Annotated in this window: 18 protein-coding genes and 1 tRNA gene; 1 reads left to right on the top strand and 18 read right to left on the bottom strand. The window is 65.3% G+C overall.

From position 1 onward, the window contains the following. Positions 1-5: 5 nt before the first annotated feature. The 13 genes from cas3 to NUV99_09230 form a co-directional block, all read right to left on the bottom strand. Entirely contained in the window at positions 6-2,171 is a 2,166-nt protein-coding gene (cas3, locus tag NUV99_09290; GenBank protein MCR4420296.1) for a CRISPR-associated helicase Cas3', read from the bottom strand. 159 nt (positions 2,172-2,330) lie between these two features. Further along, entirely contained in the window at positions 2,331-3,416 is a 1,086-nt protein-coding gene (gene ychF, locus NUV99_09285) for a redox-regulated ATPase YchF (protein MCR4420295.1), read from the bottom strand. A gap of 6 nt (positions 3,417-3,422) precedes the next feature. Continuing rightward, entirely contained in the window at positions 3,423-3,632 is a 210-nt protein-coding gene (locus NUV99_09280; protein ID MCR4420294.1) for a DUF951 domain-containing protein, read from the bottom strand. Between the two features lie 12 nt (positions 3,633-3,644). Continuing rightward, positions 3,645-4,229 carry a sulfurtransferase-like selenium metabolism protein YedF gene (gene yedF / locus NUV99_09275; GenBank protein ID MCR4420293.1) on the bottom strand — a complete coding sequence of 195 codons (585 nt, stop codon included), beginning with the start codon at positions 4,227-4,229 and terminating at the stop codon, positions 3,645-3,647. Positions 4,230-4,242: 13 nt separating this feature from the next. Further along, complete coding sequence (locus NUV99_09270; GenBank protein ID MCR4420292.1) at positions 4,243-4,893, bottom strand: CvpA family protein; 651 nt, start codon at positions 4,891-4,893, stop codon at positions 4,243-4,245. Between the two features lie 11 nt (positions 4,894-4,904). After that, entirely contained in the window at positions 4,905-5,711 is an 807-nt protein-coding gene (panB, locus tag NUV99_09265; protein ID MCR4420291.1) for a 3-methyl-2-oxobutanoate hydroxymethyltransferase, read from the bottom strand. Positions 5,712-5,970: 259 nt separating this feature from the next. After that, positions 5,971-6,864 carry a class I SAM-dependent methyltransferase gene (locus tag NUV99_09260; GenBank protein ID MCR4420290.1) on the bottom strand — a complete coding sequence of 298 codons (894 nt, stop codon included), beginning with the start codon at positions 6,862-6,864 and terminating at the stop codon, positions 5,971-5,973. Positions 6,865-6,893: 29 nt separating this feature from the next. Beyond that, positions 6,894-7,673, bottom strand: coding sequence for a phosphate ABC transporter ATP-binding protein PstB (gene pstB / locus NUV99_09255; protein ID MCR4420289.1), 780 nt, complete (start codon positions 7,671-7,673; stop codon positions 6,894-6,896). A 20-nt stretch (positions 7,674-7,693) separates the two neighbouring features. Then, positions 7,694-8,449, bottom strand: a complete 756-nt coding sequence (gene pstB, locus NUV99_09250; protein ID MCR4420288.1) for a phosphate ABC transporter ATP-binding protein PstB — start codon at positions 8,447-8,449, stop codon at positions 7,694-7,696. A 13-nt stretch (positions 8,450-8,462) separates the two neighbouring features. Next, positions 8,463-9,302 carry a phosphate ABC transporter permease PstA gene (gene pstA / locus NUV99_09245; protein ID MCR4420287.1) on the bottom strand — a complete coding sequence of 280 codons (840 nt, stop codon included), beginning with the start codon at positions 9,300-9,302 and terminating at the stop codon, positions 8,463-8,465. 1 nt (position 9,303) lies between these two features. Further along, positions 9,304-10,239, bottom strand: coding sequence for a phosphate ABC transporter permease subunit PstC (pstC, locus tag NUV99_09240; protein ID MCR4420286.1), 936 nt, complete (start codon positions 10,237-10,239; stop codon positions 9,304-9,306). 63 nt (positions 10,240-10,302) lie between these two features. After that, positions 10,303-11,718, bottom strand: coding sequence for a cell wall metabolism sensor histidine kinase WalK (locus NUV99_09235; protein ID MCR4420285.1), 1,416 nt, complete (start codon positions 11,716-11,718; stop codon positions 10,303-10,305). A gap of 3 nt (positions 11,719-11,721) precedes the next feature. Then, positions 11,722-12,435, bottom strand: a complete 714-nt coding sequence (locus tag NUV99_09230) for a response regulator transcription factor (GenBank protein MCR4420284.1) — start codon at positions 12,433-12,435, stop codon at positions 11,722-11,724. 681 nt (positions 12,436-13,116) lie between these two features. Between NUV99_09230 and NUV99_09225 the strand changes: the two genes are divergently transcribed. Next, positions 13,117-13,311: a ferredoxin gene (locus tag NUV99_09225; GenBank protein ID MCR4420283.1), complete on the top strand. Its 195-nt coding sequence runs from the start codon at positions 13,117-13,119 to the stop codon at positions 13,309-13,311. A gap of 14 nt (positions 13,312-13,325) precedes the next feature. Here NUV99_09225 and NUV99_09220 read toward each other — a convergent pair. The 5 genes from NUV99_09220 to NUV99_09200 all read right to left on the bottom strand — a co-directional run bounded on the left by NUV99_09220 (position 13,326) and on the right by NUV99_09200 (position 19,547). After that, positions 13,326-13,426: transfer RNA gene (locus NUV99_09220), tRNA-Sec, on the bottom strand. A 550-nt stretch (positions 13,427-13,976) separates the two neighbouring features. Continuing rightward, a complete protein-coding gene (selB, locus tag NUV99_09215) occupies positions 13,977-15,893 on the bottom strand; it encodes a selenocysteine-specific translation elongation factor (GenBank protein MCR4420282.1) in 1,917 nt (638 codons plus the stop codon). A 3-nt stretch (positions 15,894-15,896) separates the two neighbouring features. Beyond that, positions 15,897-17,306, bottom strand: a complete 1,410-nt coding sequence (gene selA / locus NUV99_09210) for an L-seryl-tRNA(Sec) selenium transferase (GenBank protein MCR4420281.1) — start codon at positions 17,304-17,306, stop codon at positions 15,897-15,899. A 185-nt stretch (positions 17,307-17,491) separates the two neighbouring features. After that, positions 17,492-18,655 carry a Xaa-Pro peptidase family protein gene (locus NUV99_09205; GenBank protein ID MCR4420280.1) on the bottom strand — a complete coding sequence of 388 codons (1,164 nt, stop codon included), beginning with the start codon at positions 18,653-18,655 and terminating at the stop codon, positions 17,492-17,494. Between the two features lie 67 nt (positions 18,656-18,722). Beyond that, positions 18,723-19,547, bottom strand: coding sequence for an ATP-dependent Clp protease proteolytic subunit (locus NUV99_09200; GenBank protein ID MCR4420279.1), 825 nt, complete (start codon positions 19,545-19,547; stop codon positions 18,723-18,725). Positions 19,548-19,741 lie beyond the last annotated feature (194 nt).

Genomic DNA, 19,741 nt, shown 5'->3' with positions numbered 1-19,741 from the left:
AACCCCTATACAATCAGGTCGCTGGGATCGTAGATCGGCCCGACCAGCCCTAAGCGCTCGTCGTACTTACCCCGCCACCGGTAGAAGCCTGTACTCAGGGGCTCCAGCAGCCCGGCCTCCCTGAACTTCGCCGCCTCATGGTGGAAAATCCCCACCAGGTAGGGCTGCAGCCGCTGCCAGCTCCGGCGGCTGGGCCGGGCCAGCCACTCCTGCAGCCGTTCTTCCGCCTCGCCGTACGGCGCCACCACGGGCACTGTTTCCTCGTCTATGAGCCGGTACCGCCGGGCTACCTCGGGGTAGTTAAGATCGCGGCGATACTGCTGTACGTCCTTCTTGTCCAAGTTTACGTCGGCGAACAGCCTTTGGAAGTATTCCTGGTAAAGCTGCGGATTGTGGAGGCTCTCTGGCGGGTGGGTTTTCAGGAGGAGCCGGGCCTTTTCCAGCCCCACTTTATAAGGACCGCTAGGCGTCCTGCCGGACGCCGGTTCAAAGACTACTACCCTGCCCTCTGAAAGGCGGCCTTCCCGGTTACACCGGCCGGCGGCCTGAACTACGCGGTCCAAGGGACCTACCGCCCGGTAGACTACCGGAAAATCCAGGTCTACGCCCGCCTCCACTACCTGGGTACTGACCAGCCGTACCGGCTTGCCCTGCCGCAGACGCCGTGTTACCTCCGCCAGGATTTGGCGCCGGTGGGCTCCGCACAGGAGCGTGGATAGGTGGAAAACGTCCGTCACGTCCCCCAAAGCCTTGAGCATTTCCAGGGCATCCCGGCGGGAATTAAGCACCACCAAGACTTGAGGCAGTTCGCGGATCTCAGCCGCCAGTTCCTGCCAGCCTAACGGTTGCGGACGGAACTCGTACCGCACCCGGTTACTGAGCAACCGGAAGTGCTCCGGGTACTGAGGCACGATCTCCCGTACCTGGAGGCCGCAAAACTCTTCAAGATATGGAGCGCGGTCAAACGTGGGCTGGGTGGCGGTGGACAGGACCAGAGACACGCCGTAATCCTCTACCAGGGCCCGGAGGACGTCAAAGGTGGGCCTAAGAAGCTCTGCGGGGAAAGCCTGTACCTCGTCCAGAAGGATAACGCTTTGAGCGAGATTATGCAGCCGGCGGGCTCTGCTGGGCCGGTCAGTAAATAGGCTCTCGAAGAGTTGCACGGTGGTGGTAACGATTAGCGGTGCCGCCCAGTTCTCGGAGGCAAGGCGTAACCGAAGCGGCAGGCCATCTTCGGCCTCATCGTCCTGAACCTGAACCTGGCTGTGATGCTCAAGAACCGCATCCTCGCCGAGGATATCGCGGTAGACTCCAGCCGTCTGGTCGATAATGCTGGTATACGGAATGGCTACTATGACCCGGCGCTTGCCATGGACCAGGGCGTGCTTGAGGGCGAAGGCCAGCCCGCTTCTTGTCTTCCCTCCGCCCGTCGGCACGGTGAGCCGCCAGACGCCGGAAGGGTCTTCCGCCGCTTGGAGGCAAGCCTCATACACCTCCCCGCGCACCCGGTCGGCAAGGGTAGCAGGCCCGCGCCCTGCCAGGAACGTCTGCTGGTTGCCCAAGAATCGAGGCCAGAGTTCCGCGATGGACGGCCACGCTTCTCGCCGCTGCGCCGCCTGAGGGGAGAAATGGCTCTCGGTATCCAGATAGTCCGCATCCACCAGCGCGGAGAAGATCATGCGGATGAAGAGTTCGCGGCGGGTACTTTGGGCCGGGCACGGACGCAGGGCAGGCGGTCGGGGGAGAGAACGCAACGCTTGGATAATGGACGCAAGGCGCGTAGAGTCTTGTTGCAGAAAATCCTCCAGGTCCTGGGCCAGGCGACCGGCAGTGGCAAGCCCGCCGTGGTGGCCGTAAACGGGAAGAGCTACTTCTTCCCAAGCTCTAGGGTCACCGGCGGTCTTGTACAGCAGCAAGTACGCGGCGGCCGCTCCCCATACGGCGTGCCGCACTCGCGGGTGGCTCTTACCTTGGTGCTGGGCCCACAGATACTCCTGAAACCGCGGATGAAACTTCCCAAGGTCGTGGAAAAGGCCGACCCAGGTCGCATGCGGCTCACCACCAAAAATCCCGGCAAAGCCGGCCGCCAGTTCGGCCACCCTAGTTAGGTGGACAACCAAATCATGCCAACACCCCCGCTCATTTGGTGTGTGTGAATAGACTTGTTCCATGCCGTAGCCCGGCCTAGCCACCTCTACCCCACCAACCTGGTTACAATGAGGCACCTTGCTGTACGAGTCTATCTATTTGCCAGTGTCTAACGTAAATGGAAACTTCCCCTCGTAAATAGAGGCTTTCTCCGTATTCCTGCCTTCTCCTGCTTCAACGCCTCACACGTTAAACCGGAAGTGGATCACGTCCCCGTCCTGGACCCGGTAGTCGCGGCCCTCCAGCCGTACCAAGCCCATCTCCCGAGCCCGCGCCAGGCCGCCGCACTCAGTGAGGGTCTCCCAGGGTATCACCTCGGCGCAGATGAACCCCCGCTCGAAGTCGCTGTGGATCTTCCCTGCCGCCCTCGGGGCCGTGGTGCCCACCGGCACCGTCCAGGCCCGGACTTCGGGCCCGTCCACGGTAAAAAAGGTGATCAGCCCCAGCAGGGCATATCCGGTCCGCACCAGCTCTTCCAGCCCGGAGCGCTCCAGGCCGTACTCTCTCATGAAGGCCCGCCGCTCCTCCTCGTCCAGCTCCACCAGTTCGGCCTCAAGCCGCGCACAGAGAGTGAGGGAAGCGCAGTTATGCGCGGCGGCGTACTCGGCCAGCTTTCGCGCCGCCTCCCCTCCTTGGGGAAGATCCTCTTCGCCCACGTTGGCCACGTATACCATGGGCTTGGCGGTCAGAAGCGGCAGATCGGGGCCGGCGGGAACCTCCGGCACCTCCCGGGCGGGTTGGCCCCGGTTGAGGCGCTCGACCAGCAGCTCCAGGCGCTCCACTTCCTCCCGGCGCCCCACCTCTCCTCCCAGCCGGTACTGCCGCCGCACCTTATCCAGGCGGCGCTCGACCAATTCGAGGTCGGCCAGGGCCAGCTCCGTGTCCACGATTTCGGCGTCGCGCACCGGGTCCAGCTCCCCCTCCACGTGGGCCACCTCCGGGGACGGGAAGCACCTTACCACGTGCGCCAGGGCCTCGACCTCGCGCAGGTGCCCCAGGAACTGGTTGCCCAGGCCTTCACCCCGGCTCGCCCCCCGAACCAGGCCGGCCACGTCCACAAAGCGCAGGGTGGCCGGCACCACCCTCTCCGGCTGGAGGAGCCCGGCCAGGCGGTCCAGGCGCTCGTCGGGCACGGGCACGGTGCCCACGTTGGGCTCGATGGTGCAGAAGGGGTAGCTGGCCACCGCCGCCTGCGCCCGGGCCAGGGCGTTAAACAGGGTGGACTTGCCGGCATTGGGTAGACCGACGATACCACAACGAAAGCCCACGCGACATCACCTTTCTTCTGGCTTCCCGCCCGTAGTTTTGGCCACCAGCGCCTTCACGCTTTTCTCAAACTTCGGGCGCGGCATTAGCACCTGATGCCCGCAGCCCAGGCAGCGCAGCCGAAAATCCATGCCCGTACGCACTATCTCCCAGGTATCGCTCCCGCAGGGATGCGGCTTCTTAAGCCGGACCACGTCCCCCAAGGCATAGCGGGGCAAGCGACTCCCTCCCTAGAGGTGCAGGATCTTCTCCGCCTCGGCCAGGGCTTCCACGATGCTGTACATGTTGGTGACCGAACCCACGCAGAGGCTTTCCTTAAGGCCGTAGTAGTCCAGGCAGGTGCCGCAGGCGACGATTTCCACGCCCTTGCTCTCCAGCGCCAAGAGGCTATCCAGCACCGGGGAGCCTTCACAGGCCAGCCTCACTCCGGAGTTAAGAAGCAGGATTTTGCGGGGCAGATGCTCGCTCTGGGCCAGGGTAGTCAAGAAGCTCTGCATGAGTACCCGCCCCAGCTCCTCGTCGCCCCGTCCCAGGGCAGCGCCGGTAACCAGCAGGACCTCTACCAGCGCCGGGTTGGCCTGCTGGGACAACTCGGCAAAGCCGGTACGGCTTATACGAATATAGTACTCGCTGCCTTTCTCCTCCACTTCCGCTCTCAGGCCCTGACTACGGGCAAACCTGACCACGTTGTCCCGGGCCACCTCATTATCCACGATGGTAACCACCACTCCTTCCCCGGCCGCTTCCAGGGCCCTCTTGGTGTTCACCACCGGCTGCGGGCAGGCCAGCCCCCGCGCATCTACCACGGTTTCCATAGCCGCACCCCCTCTAGACCGGCTGCAACCACGCCTTTAGCTGCATGGCCACCGCGAAGAACCACTGCTGCAGGTACGGGGCTAGCGCCGAGTGCTTTAGGGCAGCCTGCCACGGACCGGGTGCACCCGGCTGGGCTCCGAGCTGCAAGAAGAAACCGACCAGGCTGAGAACCAGTCCCAGGATCACGGCACCGATCACGCCGCCCAGCAGCAGCCCCAGCAGGCGGTTGATGACCCCCAGGGGGGTACGGTTTACGGCCGCACTGGCCAGGGAACTTATCCAGCGCACCAGCCCGGCTACGACCAAAAAGATGAGGATAAAGGCTATGACGGTTAGCACCCCGTAGCCGAGCCAGTGACCGATAAGGGTACCGACCGGCAGCCCCAAACCGAAGAGGTCTCCCAGCGGTGAGGTGAGGAGAGGATTGGCCGAAGCCTCCGTGCCCGCCGCCGATGCCGAGAGTTGCGCGGCCAGCCCTTCCACCACCAGCGGAAACGCCCTGCCGAGCTGCTCCCCCAGCCTGGGTGCATAGGGTACTGCCACCGCCAGCCCCACCAGCAGGGCTGCCAGCCCTCCCAGTTCCCGCACCAGACCGCGGGAATAGCCGCGCAGGGCAAAAAGCAAAATCAGTACCAGCAGTACCCAATCGAGCCAGTTAAGCACCACCGCCACCCCTACTTGAAGCTATGTTCCAGGTCCGGGAACTCCCCTTCCTGTACCTCGCGCACGTAGGTGCGAAAGGCCTCCACAATGGGCTCCCGCAACTGCGCGTACTGCTTGACGAACTTGGGCACGAAGCGCCGGAAGAGCCCCAGGACGTCGTGAAAGACCAGCACCTGCCCGTCGCAGTCAGGGCCGGCCCCGATGCCGATCACCGGTATGGAAAGGGCGCGGGTGATCTCCGCCGCCAGCCCCGTGGGCACGCACTCCAGGACCAGGCTGAAGCAGCCGGCCTCTTCCAGGGCGCGGGCATCCTCCACTATCTTACGTGCCTGCCGCTCTTCCCGTCCCTGAACCCGGTAGCCGCCGAGTTGCACCGCCGTCTGGGGGGTGAGGCCGAGGTGACCCTGAACCGGTATGCCGGCCTCCACGATGGCCCGCGCCATTTCCACCATGGGGCCGCCCCCTTCCAGCTTTACCGCGTCTGCCCCCCCTTCCTTGATCAACAGGCCGGCGTTGCGGATGGCTGCCTCCCGGCTGACCTGGTAGGAAAGGAAGGGCAGATCGGCCACCACGAAGGTGTTGGGCGCCCCCCGCACCACCGCCTTGGTATGGTGCAGCATGTCCTGCATGGTAACCGGCACGGTGCTGGCGAGCCCGAGCATGGTCATTCCCAGGGAATCCCCGACCAGGATCATGTCCACGCCCGCTTCTTCCACCAGCTGGGCCTGGACGTAGTCGTAGGCCGTGAGCATGGTAATCTTTCGGCCCTGCTGCTTGAACGCCAGGATTTGCGGCACGGTGAGCTTGTCCTGGGGCACTGGACCTCACTCCTTCGCCTGTTTTCGGGTCCTCACGGGTATTTTACCATTCGCGCCTATAAAGAAAAACCCCCGTATCCGGGGGCCGGACGGGAGGCTCGGGCCGCGCCGGAAATTCCGGGGGTGATACTTCCGGATGGGGCGTGCGCCGGGGTTCCGGGGCCTCGACCGGGGAGGAGTCGGGGCTGATCTCGAGCTCCATGCCGGGTCACTCCCTCACCCTTTTTTCCGGGTTTATTATGGTCCGACCACCTCCGGCCTATGCAGGGGCCAGGCCGTGGCGGTCGGAGCCGGCCGGGGGTGCGTCCGCACGGGCTCGCGGACGGCACACGGCCAGCAGCCCGGCCGCGCCCTCCGCCCCTACCCCCCAGAACTCCGACCGCACCTCCAGGCTCTCACAAAGGTTCAGGAAGTCCTCCCTGCACTGGGGGTGCCGGAGGATCCGCCTCAGGGTCCTGCGGCCCACCAGGCGGGCGAGGGTGCCGGTGGCAGATACCTCGACCGGCTCCAGCCCCGCCTTTTCCAGCTCGGCCAGAAACTCCTGAGGAGTAAAGGCGTGGAGGGGGGGAAATATCCGCCGGCCTACCACCGGCAAACGCAACCACCGGGGAGGCGGGAACCAGTCCCCGTGGTCGATGAAGGCCCGGGTAAAGCTAAAATCCTTGCGCCAACGGGCTTCCAGCTTCAATCCCACCGGAACCTGTCCCAGGCGGTTGACAACGGAAACCACCAGCCACCGGCCGGTGACCCGCGCCAATTCCCCGATGGCGGCGGAAGGAGGGAAGACGTAAGAAACCGGGGCATCCAGACAAAGGACCAGATCAAAGCGCCGGTCCGGCCACGGCAGGTTTCGCAGGCTCCCCACCACGAATTCCAGCTCCAGGCCCTCTTGCTCCGCCCGCTGGCGCGCCCGGGCCACCATGGCCGGCGCCAGGTCCAGGTGGGTAACCTTCAGCCCGCGGCGCGCCAGCGGCAGGGAAAACCTCCCCGGGCCGGCCCCGGCGTCCAGCACCGTTTCTATACCCGGAAGGTAGCGTTCCAGGGTACGCCAGACCAGGGCGGTGTGGACCTGCTTTTCCGGATCGCGATCCCGCCTCTCTTCCCTGCCCACCCAGGCGTTCCAGAAGCGGCGGTGCCAGGCCTCAAACTCCATTGCGCCGGCCTCCCGGGGTTGCCGGCCGCTTAACCGAAGCGCCCGGTAAGGTAGTCCTCGGTCCGCCGATCGTGCGGCCGGGTGAAAATGACCTCGGTTGCGTCGTACTCCACCATCTCTCCCTGGAGGAAGAAGGCGGTCATGTCCGAGACCCGGGCCGCCTGCTGCATATTGTGGGTGACGATGACAATGGTGTATTCATGCTTGAGCTCGCGAATCAGCTCTTCGATTCTCAGGGTGGAGATCGGATCCAGGGCGGAAGAGGGCTCGTCCATGAGGATTACCTCCGGCTCTACGGCCAGGAGGCGGGCCAGGCAAAGGCGCTGCTGCTGGCCGCCGGAAAGCCCCAGGGCGGGCGCGCGCAGCCGGTCCTTTACTTCCTCCCACAGGGCCGCCCGGCGCAGGCTCCTCTCCACCAGTTCGTCCAGCAGGCGCCGCTTCCGGATGCCGTGCACCCTGGGGCCGTAAGCCACGTTGTCGTAAATAGACATGGGAAAGGGGTTCGGCTTCTGGAAGACCATCCCCACCCGCCGTCGCAGCCCGATTACGTCCGTGCCGGGGGCGTAGATGTTCTCCCCGTCCAGCCGCACTTCCCCGTCGATGCGCACCCCCGGCACCAGGTCGTTCAGCCGGTTTAGGGTTCGCAGGAAGGTCGTCTTCCCGCAGCCGCTGGGTCCGATCAGGGCGGTTATGGCCCGTGAGGGTATGTCCAGCGAGATCCCGCGCAGGGCGAGGAAGGCCCCGTAGAAGAGGTTCAGGTTCCGCACCTGGATCTTGGGGTTGGGTATCTCCGCTTCGGGGTTGGTCATGCCGGCCCTCCTCACCCGAACTAGCCGAAACGGCCGGTAATGTAACTCTCGGTGCGCGGATCACGGGGACGGGTAAAAAGCTCCTCGGTGGGACCGTGCTCGATCAGTCGCCCCTCGAGGAAAAAGGCGGTGTAGTCCGCCACCCGGCTCGCCTGCTGCATATTGTGGGTTACTATCACAATGGTATACTGCCCCTTTAGCCTGGCCATAAGCTCCTCAATGTGCAGGGTGGAGGCCGGATCCAGGGCCGAGCAGGGTTCGTCCATGAGCAGGACTTCCGGCTCTACCGCGAGGGCCCGGGCCAGGCACAACCGCTGCTGCTGCCCGCCGGAAAGGTTGGTGGGCGGGTGGTGCAGCCGGTCCCGTACTTCTTCCCACAGGCCGGCCTGGATCAGGCTCCGTTCCACCATCTCCGCCAGGGCCTTACCCCGAACCCCGTGAAGACGGGGACCGGCGGCCACATTCTCGAAAATGGAAAGGGTGGGAAAGGGATTGGGCTTTTGGAACACCATGCCCACCCGGCGTCTTACCACCACCGGATCTACGCCGGGACCGTAGATATCCTGGTTGCCCAGCAGCACCCGGCCCCGGCACCGCCCGCCCCGCACCAGTTCGTGCAGCCGGTTCAGACAGCGGATAAAGGTGGACTTGCCGCATCCGGAAGGACCGATAATGCCGGTAATCTGTTCCGGAACCAGACGCAGGTCGATGTCGTAAAGCACCTGCTTGTTCCGATACCAGGCAGAAAGTCCCTGAACCGTAATGGGAGTTCCCAACCTGTCCACCCTCTCAGTAGCGATAGTGCCCCCGGGACGCGATCCGCGCCAGCAGGTTTAGAACCAGGACCAGGACGACCAACACCAGGGCCGCTCCCCAGGCCTGGGACTGCCAGTCGGCAAAGGGAGAGATGGCGTAGGTGTAGATATACACCGGGAGCGACGCCATGGGTTCGCCCAGGGAAAGACTCCAGTGCCGGCTGCTCAGGGCGGTGAACAACAGGGGAGCGGTTTCTCCGGCCGCCCGGGCCAGGGCCAGCATGACGCCGGTCAGCACCCCTCCGGACGCGCTGCGCAGGACCACGCTCACTATGGTCCGGGCCTTGGTGGCCCCTAAGGCCAGGGACGCCTCCCGCAGGCTGGCCGGTACCAGGCGCAGCATTTCGTCGGTGGTCCGGGTGGCGAGAGGGATAATGATTAGGGCCAGAGATACGGCACCGGCCAGGGCGGAAAACCCCCCGGCGGAGACCACCAGCACCGCGTAGAGAAAGACGCCGATTACCACCGAGGGAACACCCATGAAGACGTCGGTAAGGAAGCGTACCGCCTGGGCGAATCGACCCCGACCGTACTCGGCGAGGTAAACTCCGGCCATGATCCCCACCGGTATCCCCATAGCCGAACCCAGGCCGACCATAACCAGCGAGCCGACGATGGCGTTGGCTATCCCACCCCCGGGCTCACCCACCGGCTTGGGCATCTGGGTAAAAAAGGCAAGATCCAGGGCCCCTATTCCCCGCGCCAGGACGTAAAACAGCACGCTGAAGAGAGGGAGGACGGCCAGGCCGGTGGCGGCCACGCAAAGCCCCAGTCCCAGGCGGCTGATCAGGCGGCGGCGACGGTAGTCGGCCACCTCATTCCCTCCTCGCCCCCGCGGATGGGCCGGCCGCTCCCCGGACCAGGCCGCGGGCCACAGCATTAAGGAGCAAGGTGATGACGAAAAGTATCAGGGCTATGCCGATTAGGGCGGAGAGGTGCAGTTCGGATACCGCCTCGGCGAACTCGTTGACGATTATGCTGGCCATGCTGTTGGCGGGGTGCAGAAGGCTGGCGGACATGCTCAGGGAGTTGCCGATGACCATGGTCACGGCCATGGTTTCGCCCAGGGCCCGTCCCAGCCCCAGGACCACGGCGCCGATGATACCGGACCGCCCGTAGGGAAGCACCACCTTGTACGTGGTCTCCCACCGGGTAGCGCCCAGGGCCAGCATGGCCTCCCGCTGGCTGTCGGGCACCGCCAGCATCACTTCCCGGCTGACCGAGCAGATGGTCGGGAGGATCATGATCGCCAGCACCGCCCCGGCGGCCAGCACTCCTACCCCAAAGGCCGGGCCCCGGAACAGGGGCAGGAAGCCCAGATACTGCTCCAGCCAGGGCTCCACGGTCGAACGCAGTGCAGGGGCCAAGACCAGCAGGCCCCACAGGCCGTAGACCACGCTGGGTACCGCGGCCAGGAGTTCGATCAAGTAGGAGAGAGGCACCCGTACCCAGGGCGGGGCCAGTTCGGCCAGAAAAATGGCCGCCCCTATACCCAGCGGCAGGGCCAGAATAAGGGCCAGCAGAGAAGAAGCCAGGGTGCCGTAAATGAAGGGCAGGGCTCCGAATACCTGCCGGATGGCATCCCAGCGCTGTCCGGTAACAAAGGATGGGCCGAAGGTTCTCCAGGCAGGAACAGAGGCGTCTACCAGGAAGTACACCATGCCCCCGATCAGGAGCAACATCAGGAAGGCGAAAAAGAAAGCGAGTCCCGCGAAAAGCCTGTCCCTGATCAGGGGTAAACGTTTGGCCACTTGGCTTCACGTCCCTTCCTCACTTACCCGCCTCAATCTCCTACCCATGATAAGGCATCAAGGTTAAGATTGGGTTAAGTTCGGGTTAGGGTTCGGTAAACCGGCCGGCGGCAGATCCGCCGGAACGGTAAAGGTGAAGCTGCTTCCCCGACCGGGAGCCGACCGCACCCAAATGGTCCCGCCGTGGCGCTCCAGCAGGTGCTTGACTATGGCCAGTCCTAACCCGGTGCCCCCCAGTTCGCGCGAGCGGGCCTTGTCTACTCTGAAGAAGCGCTCAAACAGGCGCGGCAGGGCTTCCGCAGGAATCCCGATTCCCGTATCCCGCACCTCCACCTCCACCCCTTGCCCCGCGGCCCGGCACAGAATCTCCACGCGACCGCCGGAGGGAGTAAATTTGATAGCATTATCTAACAAATTAACCATCACCTGGCGAAGGTAATCCGGGTGCATGTTCACCGGAGGGAGGGCGGGGCTCACTTCCTGCCTCATTTCCACCCCCTTGGCCTCGGCCAGGGGCCCCAGCAGGGCCACCACCTCGGCCACCACGCCCGGCAGCGTCGCCCGCCCCTCCTTGAGTCTGGCCTGTCGGTCCTCCAGGTAGGAAAGGACGAGGATGTCTTCGATCAGGCGCTGCAGCCGGTTGGCCTCCGAGATGATTATGCCTAAAAATCTGGTGCGCACTTCCGGGTCATCTACCGCTCCCTCCAGGAGGGTCTCGGCAAAGCCCCGGATGGAGGTGAGGGGCGTACGCAGTTCGTGGGATACGTTGGCCACAAATTCGCTGCGCATCTTCTCCAGCTGCCGTATCCGGGTCACGTCCCGCAGCACCAGAACCGCCCCTTCCCTGCGGCCCTCCTCGCCCAGAATCGGTACGGCCGATACCCGGTAGACTCGTCTGCCGCCGGGCGAAAAGGTGAATTCCCTGTCCACAGGCCGCCCCTCACTCAGGACCGCCTGTACCGTGGCATCCAGCTCCCGGTTGCGTACCGCCGCCAGGAGAGTACGGCCCACCGGCTCGTTCTCACCCAGAGCCAGCATTTCCCTGGCCGCCCGGTTTACCAGCAATATCCTCCCCCATTGATCCACGGCAAGCACGCCGTCGCTCATGCTGGTCAGAACGGCATTGAGCTGTTCCTTTTCCTGGGAAACCTGGCGCAGGCTCTCGCGCCAGCGGTGAAGGATCTCGTTAAAGTAGCCCGCCAGCCGTCCCACCTCATCACCGGTAAGGATGCTGGCATGGCGTTTCAGGTCGCCGGCGGCAGCAGCCGCCACCGTGGAGGTGAGTTCTTCCAGCCGGCGGGTGTAATGACGGGTACAAAGGTACACCGTGGCCACCACGGCCAGGTAGAAGGCGGCGACGCAACTCCAGACGGTCGGGGCCTCTGCGGGCAGCGCCTGCCCCAGATAAGAGGCCATACCGAGCGCCAACGGAGCGAGAAGCCCGGCTACGGTTGCGGTCAGCCGCGTATTGATGGACATCGTTCACTTCCGCTCCCGGAATCTGTAGCCCACGCCCCGGACGGTCTCGATCAGCGTGGGCCGGCTGGGGTCGGGTTCTATTTTCTGACGCAGGTAACGGATGTGCACGTCCACCGTCCGGGTGTCGGCACAATAATCATACCCCCATATCCGATCCAGCAAATAATCCCTGCGCAACACCTTACCGGCATTGAGCAGCAGGTGCCGCAACAGCTCGAACTCCTTGGGAGTAAGGTCGCGCCTCTCCCCGTTCACCAGGACCTCGTGCTCCTTGACCCGCATCACCACCGGCCCGCCCACCAGCACCCCTTCGTCCTCGCGGGGCACCGGTCTCGGCCTCAGCCTGGCCTTCACTCGGGCTACCAGCTCCCGGGGGCTGAAGGGCTTGGTGACGTAGTCGTCACCGCCCAGCTCCAGGCCCAGCACCCGGTCTACTTCTTCCCCCCGGGCGGACAGAAAGATTATCGGCACTCCTGCCGTCTCAGGAAGGGCGCGGAGCCGGCGACAGACTTCCCACCCGTCCATGCCCGGCAGCATGACGTCCAGGATGATGAGGTCGGGCCGCCGTTCGCGGGCGCGGGCCAAACCTTCGGCCCCGTCGGAGGCGGTAACCACCTCGAAACCTTCCCGCTCCAGGTTGTACCGGACCAGCTCCAGAATGGGCGGCTCGTCGTCCACCACCAGGATACGGCCGCCGCAGCCGCCTTCGTCACGCATAGGCCTTCTTTCTCCCTTCCACCCGATTCTAGCACGTCCGGCGCATACCCGGAGCCGAAAAATTTCCCGGTCCGGCGGAAGAAGGTGTATATCGCCCCCAGTGGGAGGAAATCATATAGACGCAGGGTCCACAACGGCCGAGCCTAGATCATGGTCGGGTCCGAAGAGGGCTCGGTCATGGTCGGCCAAAGGTTGACGTCGGGTCGAAGGGCTCGACGTCAGCCGGCGGGAAGATCGCTCCGGTTCCGAAAAGGCTCGGGGGCAGTCCGAACGACTGTCTCCGGGTCTCCAAGGAGCCGAGAGCGGTCGAGCCAAGATTACCTTGCTTGCCGCATGCCTTCTTTGGAAGGAGTGGGGGTCGGCAGCCGCCCAGGCGGCGGCTGCCGGCTCCGTAGGCAGGCAAGCTGGTCGGGCAAAGGCGGGCGTAGGTTCCAGAGCGGTTTCCGGCGGCCGAAAGGTTGTCGGGAGCTGTGGCGGGATCTGCGTCGGCCGGAGCGAAGGTCGTTGTGGGCTCTTGTAAATAGATAGGGGCCGTTTAACGGCCCCTAATTAGTGGAAACATCCACACGGCCCTCCGAGGGGGATGGTCCTGAAGGGATCTTTCCCCGGGGGGAGACCGCCGGTAACCCGTTGAGGCGGAAGCCGACAACGGCCGGCGAGGTTACAGAGGAGGGCGTCACCATGGAAGTTGCGGTAGATCAGGACCTATGCATAGCCTGCGGCGATTGCATTGAGATCTGCCCCGAGGTATTCGCCTGGAACGACGAGGGGCTATCGCACGCGGTGGTAAACCCGGTTCCGGAAGGACTGGAGGAGGAATGCCGGCAGGCGGTAGAATCCTGCCCGACCGAGGCCATCAAGGAGCGCAGCCATTAGGCCGGCCCGCCCAATGGCGGGAGCGTGTGGGAATCGAACCCACCGCGCCCGGGCACCCACCCAGGCGCCGACTGGATTTGAAGTCCAGGCAGGCCACCAGGCCCGATCCGCTCCCGTATTCCGCTGCGGTTTACATTATAGCACCGGCCGCAACCGGGAGCAACGGACCCACCCTCTGAGTTATCCCCAGTTTCCCTTAGGCGGTACTGGGTGCTCCCCGTTCGTACTGTCACCTCGCCGACCAAACTAAGGCTCAGCCTTCGCGCTACGGCGGGCTCCCCTCGGAAGCGCCGTCCATGGCGCTCCTCGGCTTCGGCCGTCCGTGGCCTCCGGCCCGCCTCCGCGCTCGTCCTCGCCAAGTTCGGTTCCCGGCGAGTTGCCAATGTACTCAGGCGAGCACCCGGTACCGCCAGTCAACTCCAGTCAACTCAAGTTAACTCAAGTTAACTCGAAAGTGGGGATACGTCAGACCCCCCCTGAGTTATCCTCAGTTTGTCTCAGGGGAGTGCTGGTTTGCCCCTCGTACCGGTCGCTTAGCCGACCGAACTAGGGTTCGACCTTCGCCTTCCGGCCGGCTCCGTATCGGTGCCCGTGGGCGCCGTCTCCCGACGGAAGGCCCCTTCTCCTCTTATGTCGCCGAGACGAAAGGCGTGCCCGGGACCCGGCTAGGCCCTATCGGAATACAGCACCCTCTTGTCCCCCACCCGCCTGGTGAGGTGAATCTGGTCGAAATACTCCATTAGAGGGAGAACATACTTGCGGGAACTACCCAGAAGATCGCGCACCGCCGCCAGTTCAACCGGTCCCCGGGTACGAATCAGGTCGGCTATCCGCTCCCTGGCCTCGGCCACCGCCTGGCGGCTGAAATACAGTCCCTCCCCCACCCGCACCAACTCGCCTTGCTGCACCAGGTAGTGCAGCAACTCGTGACCCTCCTCAGGCTTTACTCCCAGGCGGGCAAACACTTCTTCCGGCGCCGGCGGCTGCCATCTCCCTTCCCGAAAGGCGGTCAGCAGGGCCTCCAGAGTCTGGCTTTGCGCTCCGCTGGGGCTGGGGGTAAAGTCGGGCCGGGCTACGTAGCCCCCCTGATCCTTTACCCGTCCCCGGCCACACCAGTATTCCAGGAGGCCGGAATAGGCCCGCGCGGGCAGGCGGCCGAAAAGCCGGGTTCGGAGTTCCTCCTTGGGCATGCCCGGACGCAAGGGATACTGACGGTGAAACTCGCCCAGCAGGGCGTCTACCTCCTCCTCCCACCGGGTCACCCGGGCCCGATCCGCCACATACTGTCCCCCTTCGTAGGCCAGGACCACTACCAGGTCTTGGGCGGCCAAATCCTCTACCACGGCTGCGGCGTCCGCCGCCTCGAGTCCGGCCAGGAGGGCCAATTCGTCAAGCGGAAGGCCCCAGCGCCGCCGGGTCAACAGCCCCAGTACCCGCTCCTGGGGAAGAGCCTGCCCGGCCGCCCGCAGGGCCGCCACCACCTCGGCGCGGTGCCGCTTGTGCCGCGGGGCGTAGGGGTCCAGGATCCAGCCGCCGCCCAGGGTGATCAGCGGTGACATGGAGCGAAGCACAAACCGGTCGCCCCGGGCGGCCACCACCGGCTCCTCCAGCACCAGTTGGGCCAGTCCCGTCTCCCCGGGGAGGAGTTCCTCCCGATCCAGGAGCAGCACCCGGCCGGTTACCTCGGCCGTACCCAGGTAGAACCGCACCCTTTGACCGTGTCGCAGTTCCCGTCCCGCGTCGCTCAGCAGCTTCAGCTCTGAGTCCAGGCGAGGCGTAGCCCGAAAGGCGCCGGGACTGACCACCACGCTTCCCCGCTTTACGTCGCCCACCTCGATTCCGGCAAGGTTACAGGCCACGCGCTGGCCGGCATAGGCCTCGCCTACCCGGCGGTTGTGCACCTGGAGCTGGCGCAGGCGGGTGGAAAGCTCCTGGGGCAGGATCACCACCGTCTGGTCCGTACGCAGGCTTCCCGACCACAGGGTGCCCGTGACTACCGTGCCGAACCCGCGCACGGAAAACACCCGGTCGATGGGCAGGCGGGCTGGACCGGTCGGCTGGCGGGGGATAACCTTCTCCGCCTGCTCCGCCAGAAGGTCCAGGAGTTCCGGCAGGCCCTCGCCGGTCAACGCCGACACCGCCACCATCGGCGCTTCGGCAAGCACCGTTCCCTTTACCGCCTCCCGTACCTCCTCGGCCACCAGTTCCAGCCATTCGGGAGTTACCAGGTCCTTCTTGGTGAGGGTGATTATCCCGGCCTGCACTCCCAGCAGGTCCACAATGGCCAGGTGTTCCCGGGTCTGCGGCCTCACCCCTTCGTCGGCGGCCACCACCAGAAGGACCAGGTCGATGCCGGCGGCGCCGGCCAACATCTGCCGGATGAACCGTTCGTGCCCCGGCACATCTACCAGGCCCGCGACCTGGCCGTTCGGCAACCGCAGGGGGGCGAATCCCAGCTCGATGGAGATTCCCCGCTCCTTCTCTTCCTTGAGACGGTCGGTATCCACTCCGGTCAGCGCCCGTACCAGGACGGTCTTGCCGTGGTCCACGTGGCCGGCGGTGCCCACCACCAGAAACCCCATGGGCTAGACCTCCTTCAGGCACCCGGCCAGCGTTCGGGCGACCAGTGCCTCTTCACCCTCGAGCAGGGTGCGAACGTCCAGGACAAGCGCTCCCTCCCTCAGACGGGCTATGACCGGGGGGTCTGCCCGGCGCAGGCGGTCGGCCAGTTCCCGGGCGGAGACCAAACCCGGCCTTATCTCCACCAGGAAGGTAGGCAGTTCGACCCCCGGCAGGGCACCGCCGCCCGCCTCCGACCGGCCGGCCACCAGTTGCACTTCTGCCCGGCCCGCCAGCGCCGCCGCCAGCAGGTCCACCAGTCTCTCCGCGCGCGCCTTCAGCTCTTCTTGCGGGAGGGTCAGGGCTCTCAAGGCCGGGATACTCCTGGCGGCTTCCGCCGGGTCCAGATAGAGGCGAAGGGTGGCTTCCAGGGCGGCCAGGGCAAGTTTATCCACCCTCAGGGCCCTGGCCAGGGGATGGCGACGCATGAGGTTCAGATACTCGGCCTTGCCCACGATTATGCCTGCCTGGGGGCCGCCGAGCAGCTTGTCCCCGCTGAAAGTGACCACGTCCACTCCCTCGGCAATACTACCGGCCGCCACCGGCTCCTCCCGGAACAACCACTCCTGGCGGGGAAGCAAGAGGCCGCTGCCCTGGTCCTCCATTACCGGCACCCCGAGGCGCCGGCCCAGGCCGACCAGTTCGGCCGCGCTCACCTGCTGTGTGAAGCCGGCGATGCGGAAGTTGCTGGCGTGTACCCTGAGCAGCAGGGCGGTCTGCGGCCCCGCGGCCCGCTCGTAGTCTTCCAGGTAGGTCTTGTTGGTGGTGCCCACCTCTACCAGGCGGGCACCGCTCACGGCCATTATGTCCGGCAGGCGAAAGGAGCCGCCGATTTCCACCAGTTGGCCCCGGCTCACCACTACTTCGCGTCCCGAGGCCAGGGCGGTGAGCGCCAGGAGAACCGCGGCGGCGTTGTTGTTGACCACCAGGGCGGCCTCCGCACCGGTCAGGCGGCACAGGAGCTCGGCCACGTGCTCCTGCCGCGACCCGCGCGCGCCCGTGTCCAGATCCAGTTCGAGGTTGCAGTAGTGGCCGGCCACCTCGGCCAGGGCCTCCAGCGCCGCCCGGCTCAGTACCGCCCGACCCAGGTTGGTGTGCAGCACCACTCCGGTGGCGTTAATGACCCGCCGCATCCGGGGTCGCCAGCGGGAACGAACCAGAGCCGCCACCAACTGCTCGACCTCGCCCGCCGACGGAGCCTCCTTCCGGTACCCCGAACGCAACTCCCTGCGGAGACCTGCCAGTACTTCTCGGACAACCTCCACCACTACCAAACGCGGGCAGGAAGAAAGCAATTCCTGAACGGCCGGCCGGCGCAGGATCTGCTCTACCGCCGGCAGGCGGCGCATAATACCGGTGGTCGCGTCCGCCGCCAAGCGCTCACCCCCCTATCTGAGAGGACATCACACCGCGCAGGAACCCGTCCATGGTGCCCGCGCCGCACCGGCCATCCGTGGCCTTCGGCCCGCCTATCCTGCTCTCCGAGTTCGGCAACCGGCGCGCCTTAAGTACCGGGGCGAAACCCGCACTGCTCTTCGGAAAATGGGGATAACTCGCCCGCCTACACGATGATCAGGTCATCGGTGGCCAGGGTGAGCCTCTCCACCCCGGTCGGGGTTACCGCGTAGCAGTTCTCCAGCCCCACGGCGCCGCGGCCGGGGAAAGCAAACTTGGGTTCCAATGCAAACACCATGCCCGGCTCCAAGGCCACCGGGGAATTGCGGGCCAGAACCGGCCATTCGTCGAGCTCCAGCCCCACGCCGTGGCCGATGAAGGGAACACGCCTGGCTCCCATGAAGAACTCGGAGAGCCCGGCCTGCTCCGCCAGTCTCAGTGCCTTCTCGTAAAGCGTCCCGCAGGCTACGCCCGGCCGGGCGGTCTCGATCACCGCCTCCTGGATCTCCCGGGCCACCTCGTAGCCGCGCCGGAGGTCCTGGGGCAGGTAACCCCGGGCGAAGAGGCGGCTCTGGTCGACGACGTAGCCCTGATAGCAGCCGCCGTAGTCGATGAGTATCGGCTCGCCCGCCCGCAGGAGGGTGCCGGAGGTGCCTTGGGGAAAGGTCGGCGATACCCCCTTGCCGGACAGCGGCGTGTCCCAGGGGCCCGGCAGGGCGCCGTCCGGGCCGGCGAGAACCGAGCTGAAGTATATCTCCTCGTTGAAGGCGCGGAACTTGATCAGCCCCTGGTGCCCCTGGCACCGAGCCGTGGCCTCTATGGCCGCCGCCAGCTCCAGATCGGTCCGGGCCCGGCCGAGGAGATCCGGAACCGCGGACCACACCGCCAGGTCCTTTCGGGCCGTGGCCCGCAGCACCTCCAATTCCCAGGCGCTCTTGACCGCCCTCTGCCGCCGGATGCGGGCGGATACGTCCACCAGCGTATACCCTTTTAGCTCCTGGGCCAGGCGAAGGTAGACCCTGGCGGGCAGCACATCCAGTTCCAGCCCCAGGCGGCCTCCGGAACCCACGAGTTCTAGCAGAAAACCTGCCAGGTCTTCCCGGCGGCGCAGGACCTCCGTACGCCAGGGTCCGGGTTCGTAGGGATTATGCCGGGCCAGACCCAGGGGCTCACCGGCTGCGGGCACCACAAGGTAGTCCAGACCCACGGTGCCGGCGTAGTAATAGAGGTCCAGCCGCTGGATGATTACGGCCGCCGTCACTCCCTGTGCCGCGAGCCCTGCCTGCAGGTTTCCTATCCTGGACGCCAGTTCCTCGGCCGGTACGCCCATACCCGTGCCTCCCCATCCCTTTTGGACGCAGTTTTATTTTCCCTATTCGCCTGCGGTTTCCTGCCGGCTAGCGTCGCTCGCCGTCATAGGGGAGGGGAACGAATTGGACCGAGGGCCGACGCTGCGGGGGCTGGGGGTAGAGGTCCATTAGCTGGTGAACCGCCGGGGGCAGGTCGGTGCTGACCGCCAGCCCCATTTCCCGCAGCCGCTCCACCGTAAGGGGGAAGTCGTGGGTCCAGTATCCCCGGCCGAAGGTATCGGCCAGGGTGCGAGCCCGCTCCTGGCCGAATTTGGTCTCCAGTACCGAGCGCAGCGTGCCTTCCACCTGCCGCAGCGCCTTGTCGGCCAGATCGGCCAGGATGAGGGTCTCGTCATGCACACGGTTAACGTCCTTGCGGCGTACGGCTTCCAGGATCGAGGCTGCCGGGTACTGCCCGATCTGGGGGTCTACCGGTCCCAGGACCGCGTTTTCGTCCATGACGATCTCGTCGGCAGCTAGGGCGATCAGAGTGCCCCCGGACATGGCGTAGTGGGGCACGAATACGGTGACCTTGGCCGGGTGCCGCAGAAGGGCGCGGGCGATCTGTTCCGCCGCCAGTACTAACCCACCCGGGGTGTGCAGGATCAGGTCGATGGGCATGTCGGGAGGGGTAAGGCGCACCGCCCGGAGCACCTGTTCCGAATCTTCCACGGTAATGTAGCGTCTGAGGGGAATGCCCAGGAAGCTCAGCATCTCCTGTCGGTGGATAAGGGTAATTACGCGCGACCCTCGCTCCAACTCCAGTCGGCGTAGGACGCGGAGCCGGGCGGCGGCAATCTGTCGCTGTTGCCAGGCCGGCCAGAAGGCCAGGAACAGAAACAGCAGCCAGAATAGGAACGAGGCGTCTGCCATGCGCTTCCCTTCCTTCCGAGCATAATATTCTCTCGTCCACACAAGAATATGGGCAGCGAGGGAAGGGATAGTGGGATTATCGTCGGTTCCTGCTCTACCCGGTTTCCCCTCCGGCCGCCGGGTTAGACACGGTGAGACATCGGGCGTACGGGCGCGCCTTCGGGCTTCGGGCACCGGGAGCGCACCCCGGTTCT

Source organism: Clostridia bacterium (genome assembly GCA_024653205.1).
Lineage (GTDB): Bacteria > Bacillota > DSM-521 > Neomoorellales > SLTJ01 > JANLFO01.
This window is presented reverse-complemented; position numbering and strand designations above follow the sequence as displayed.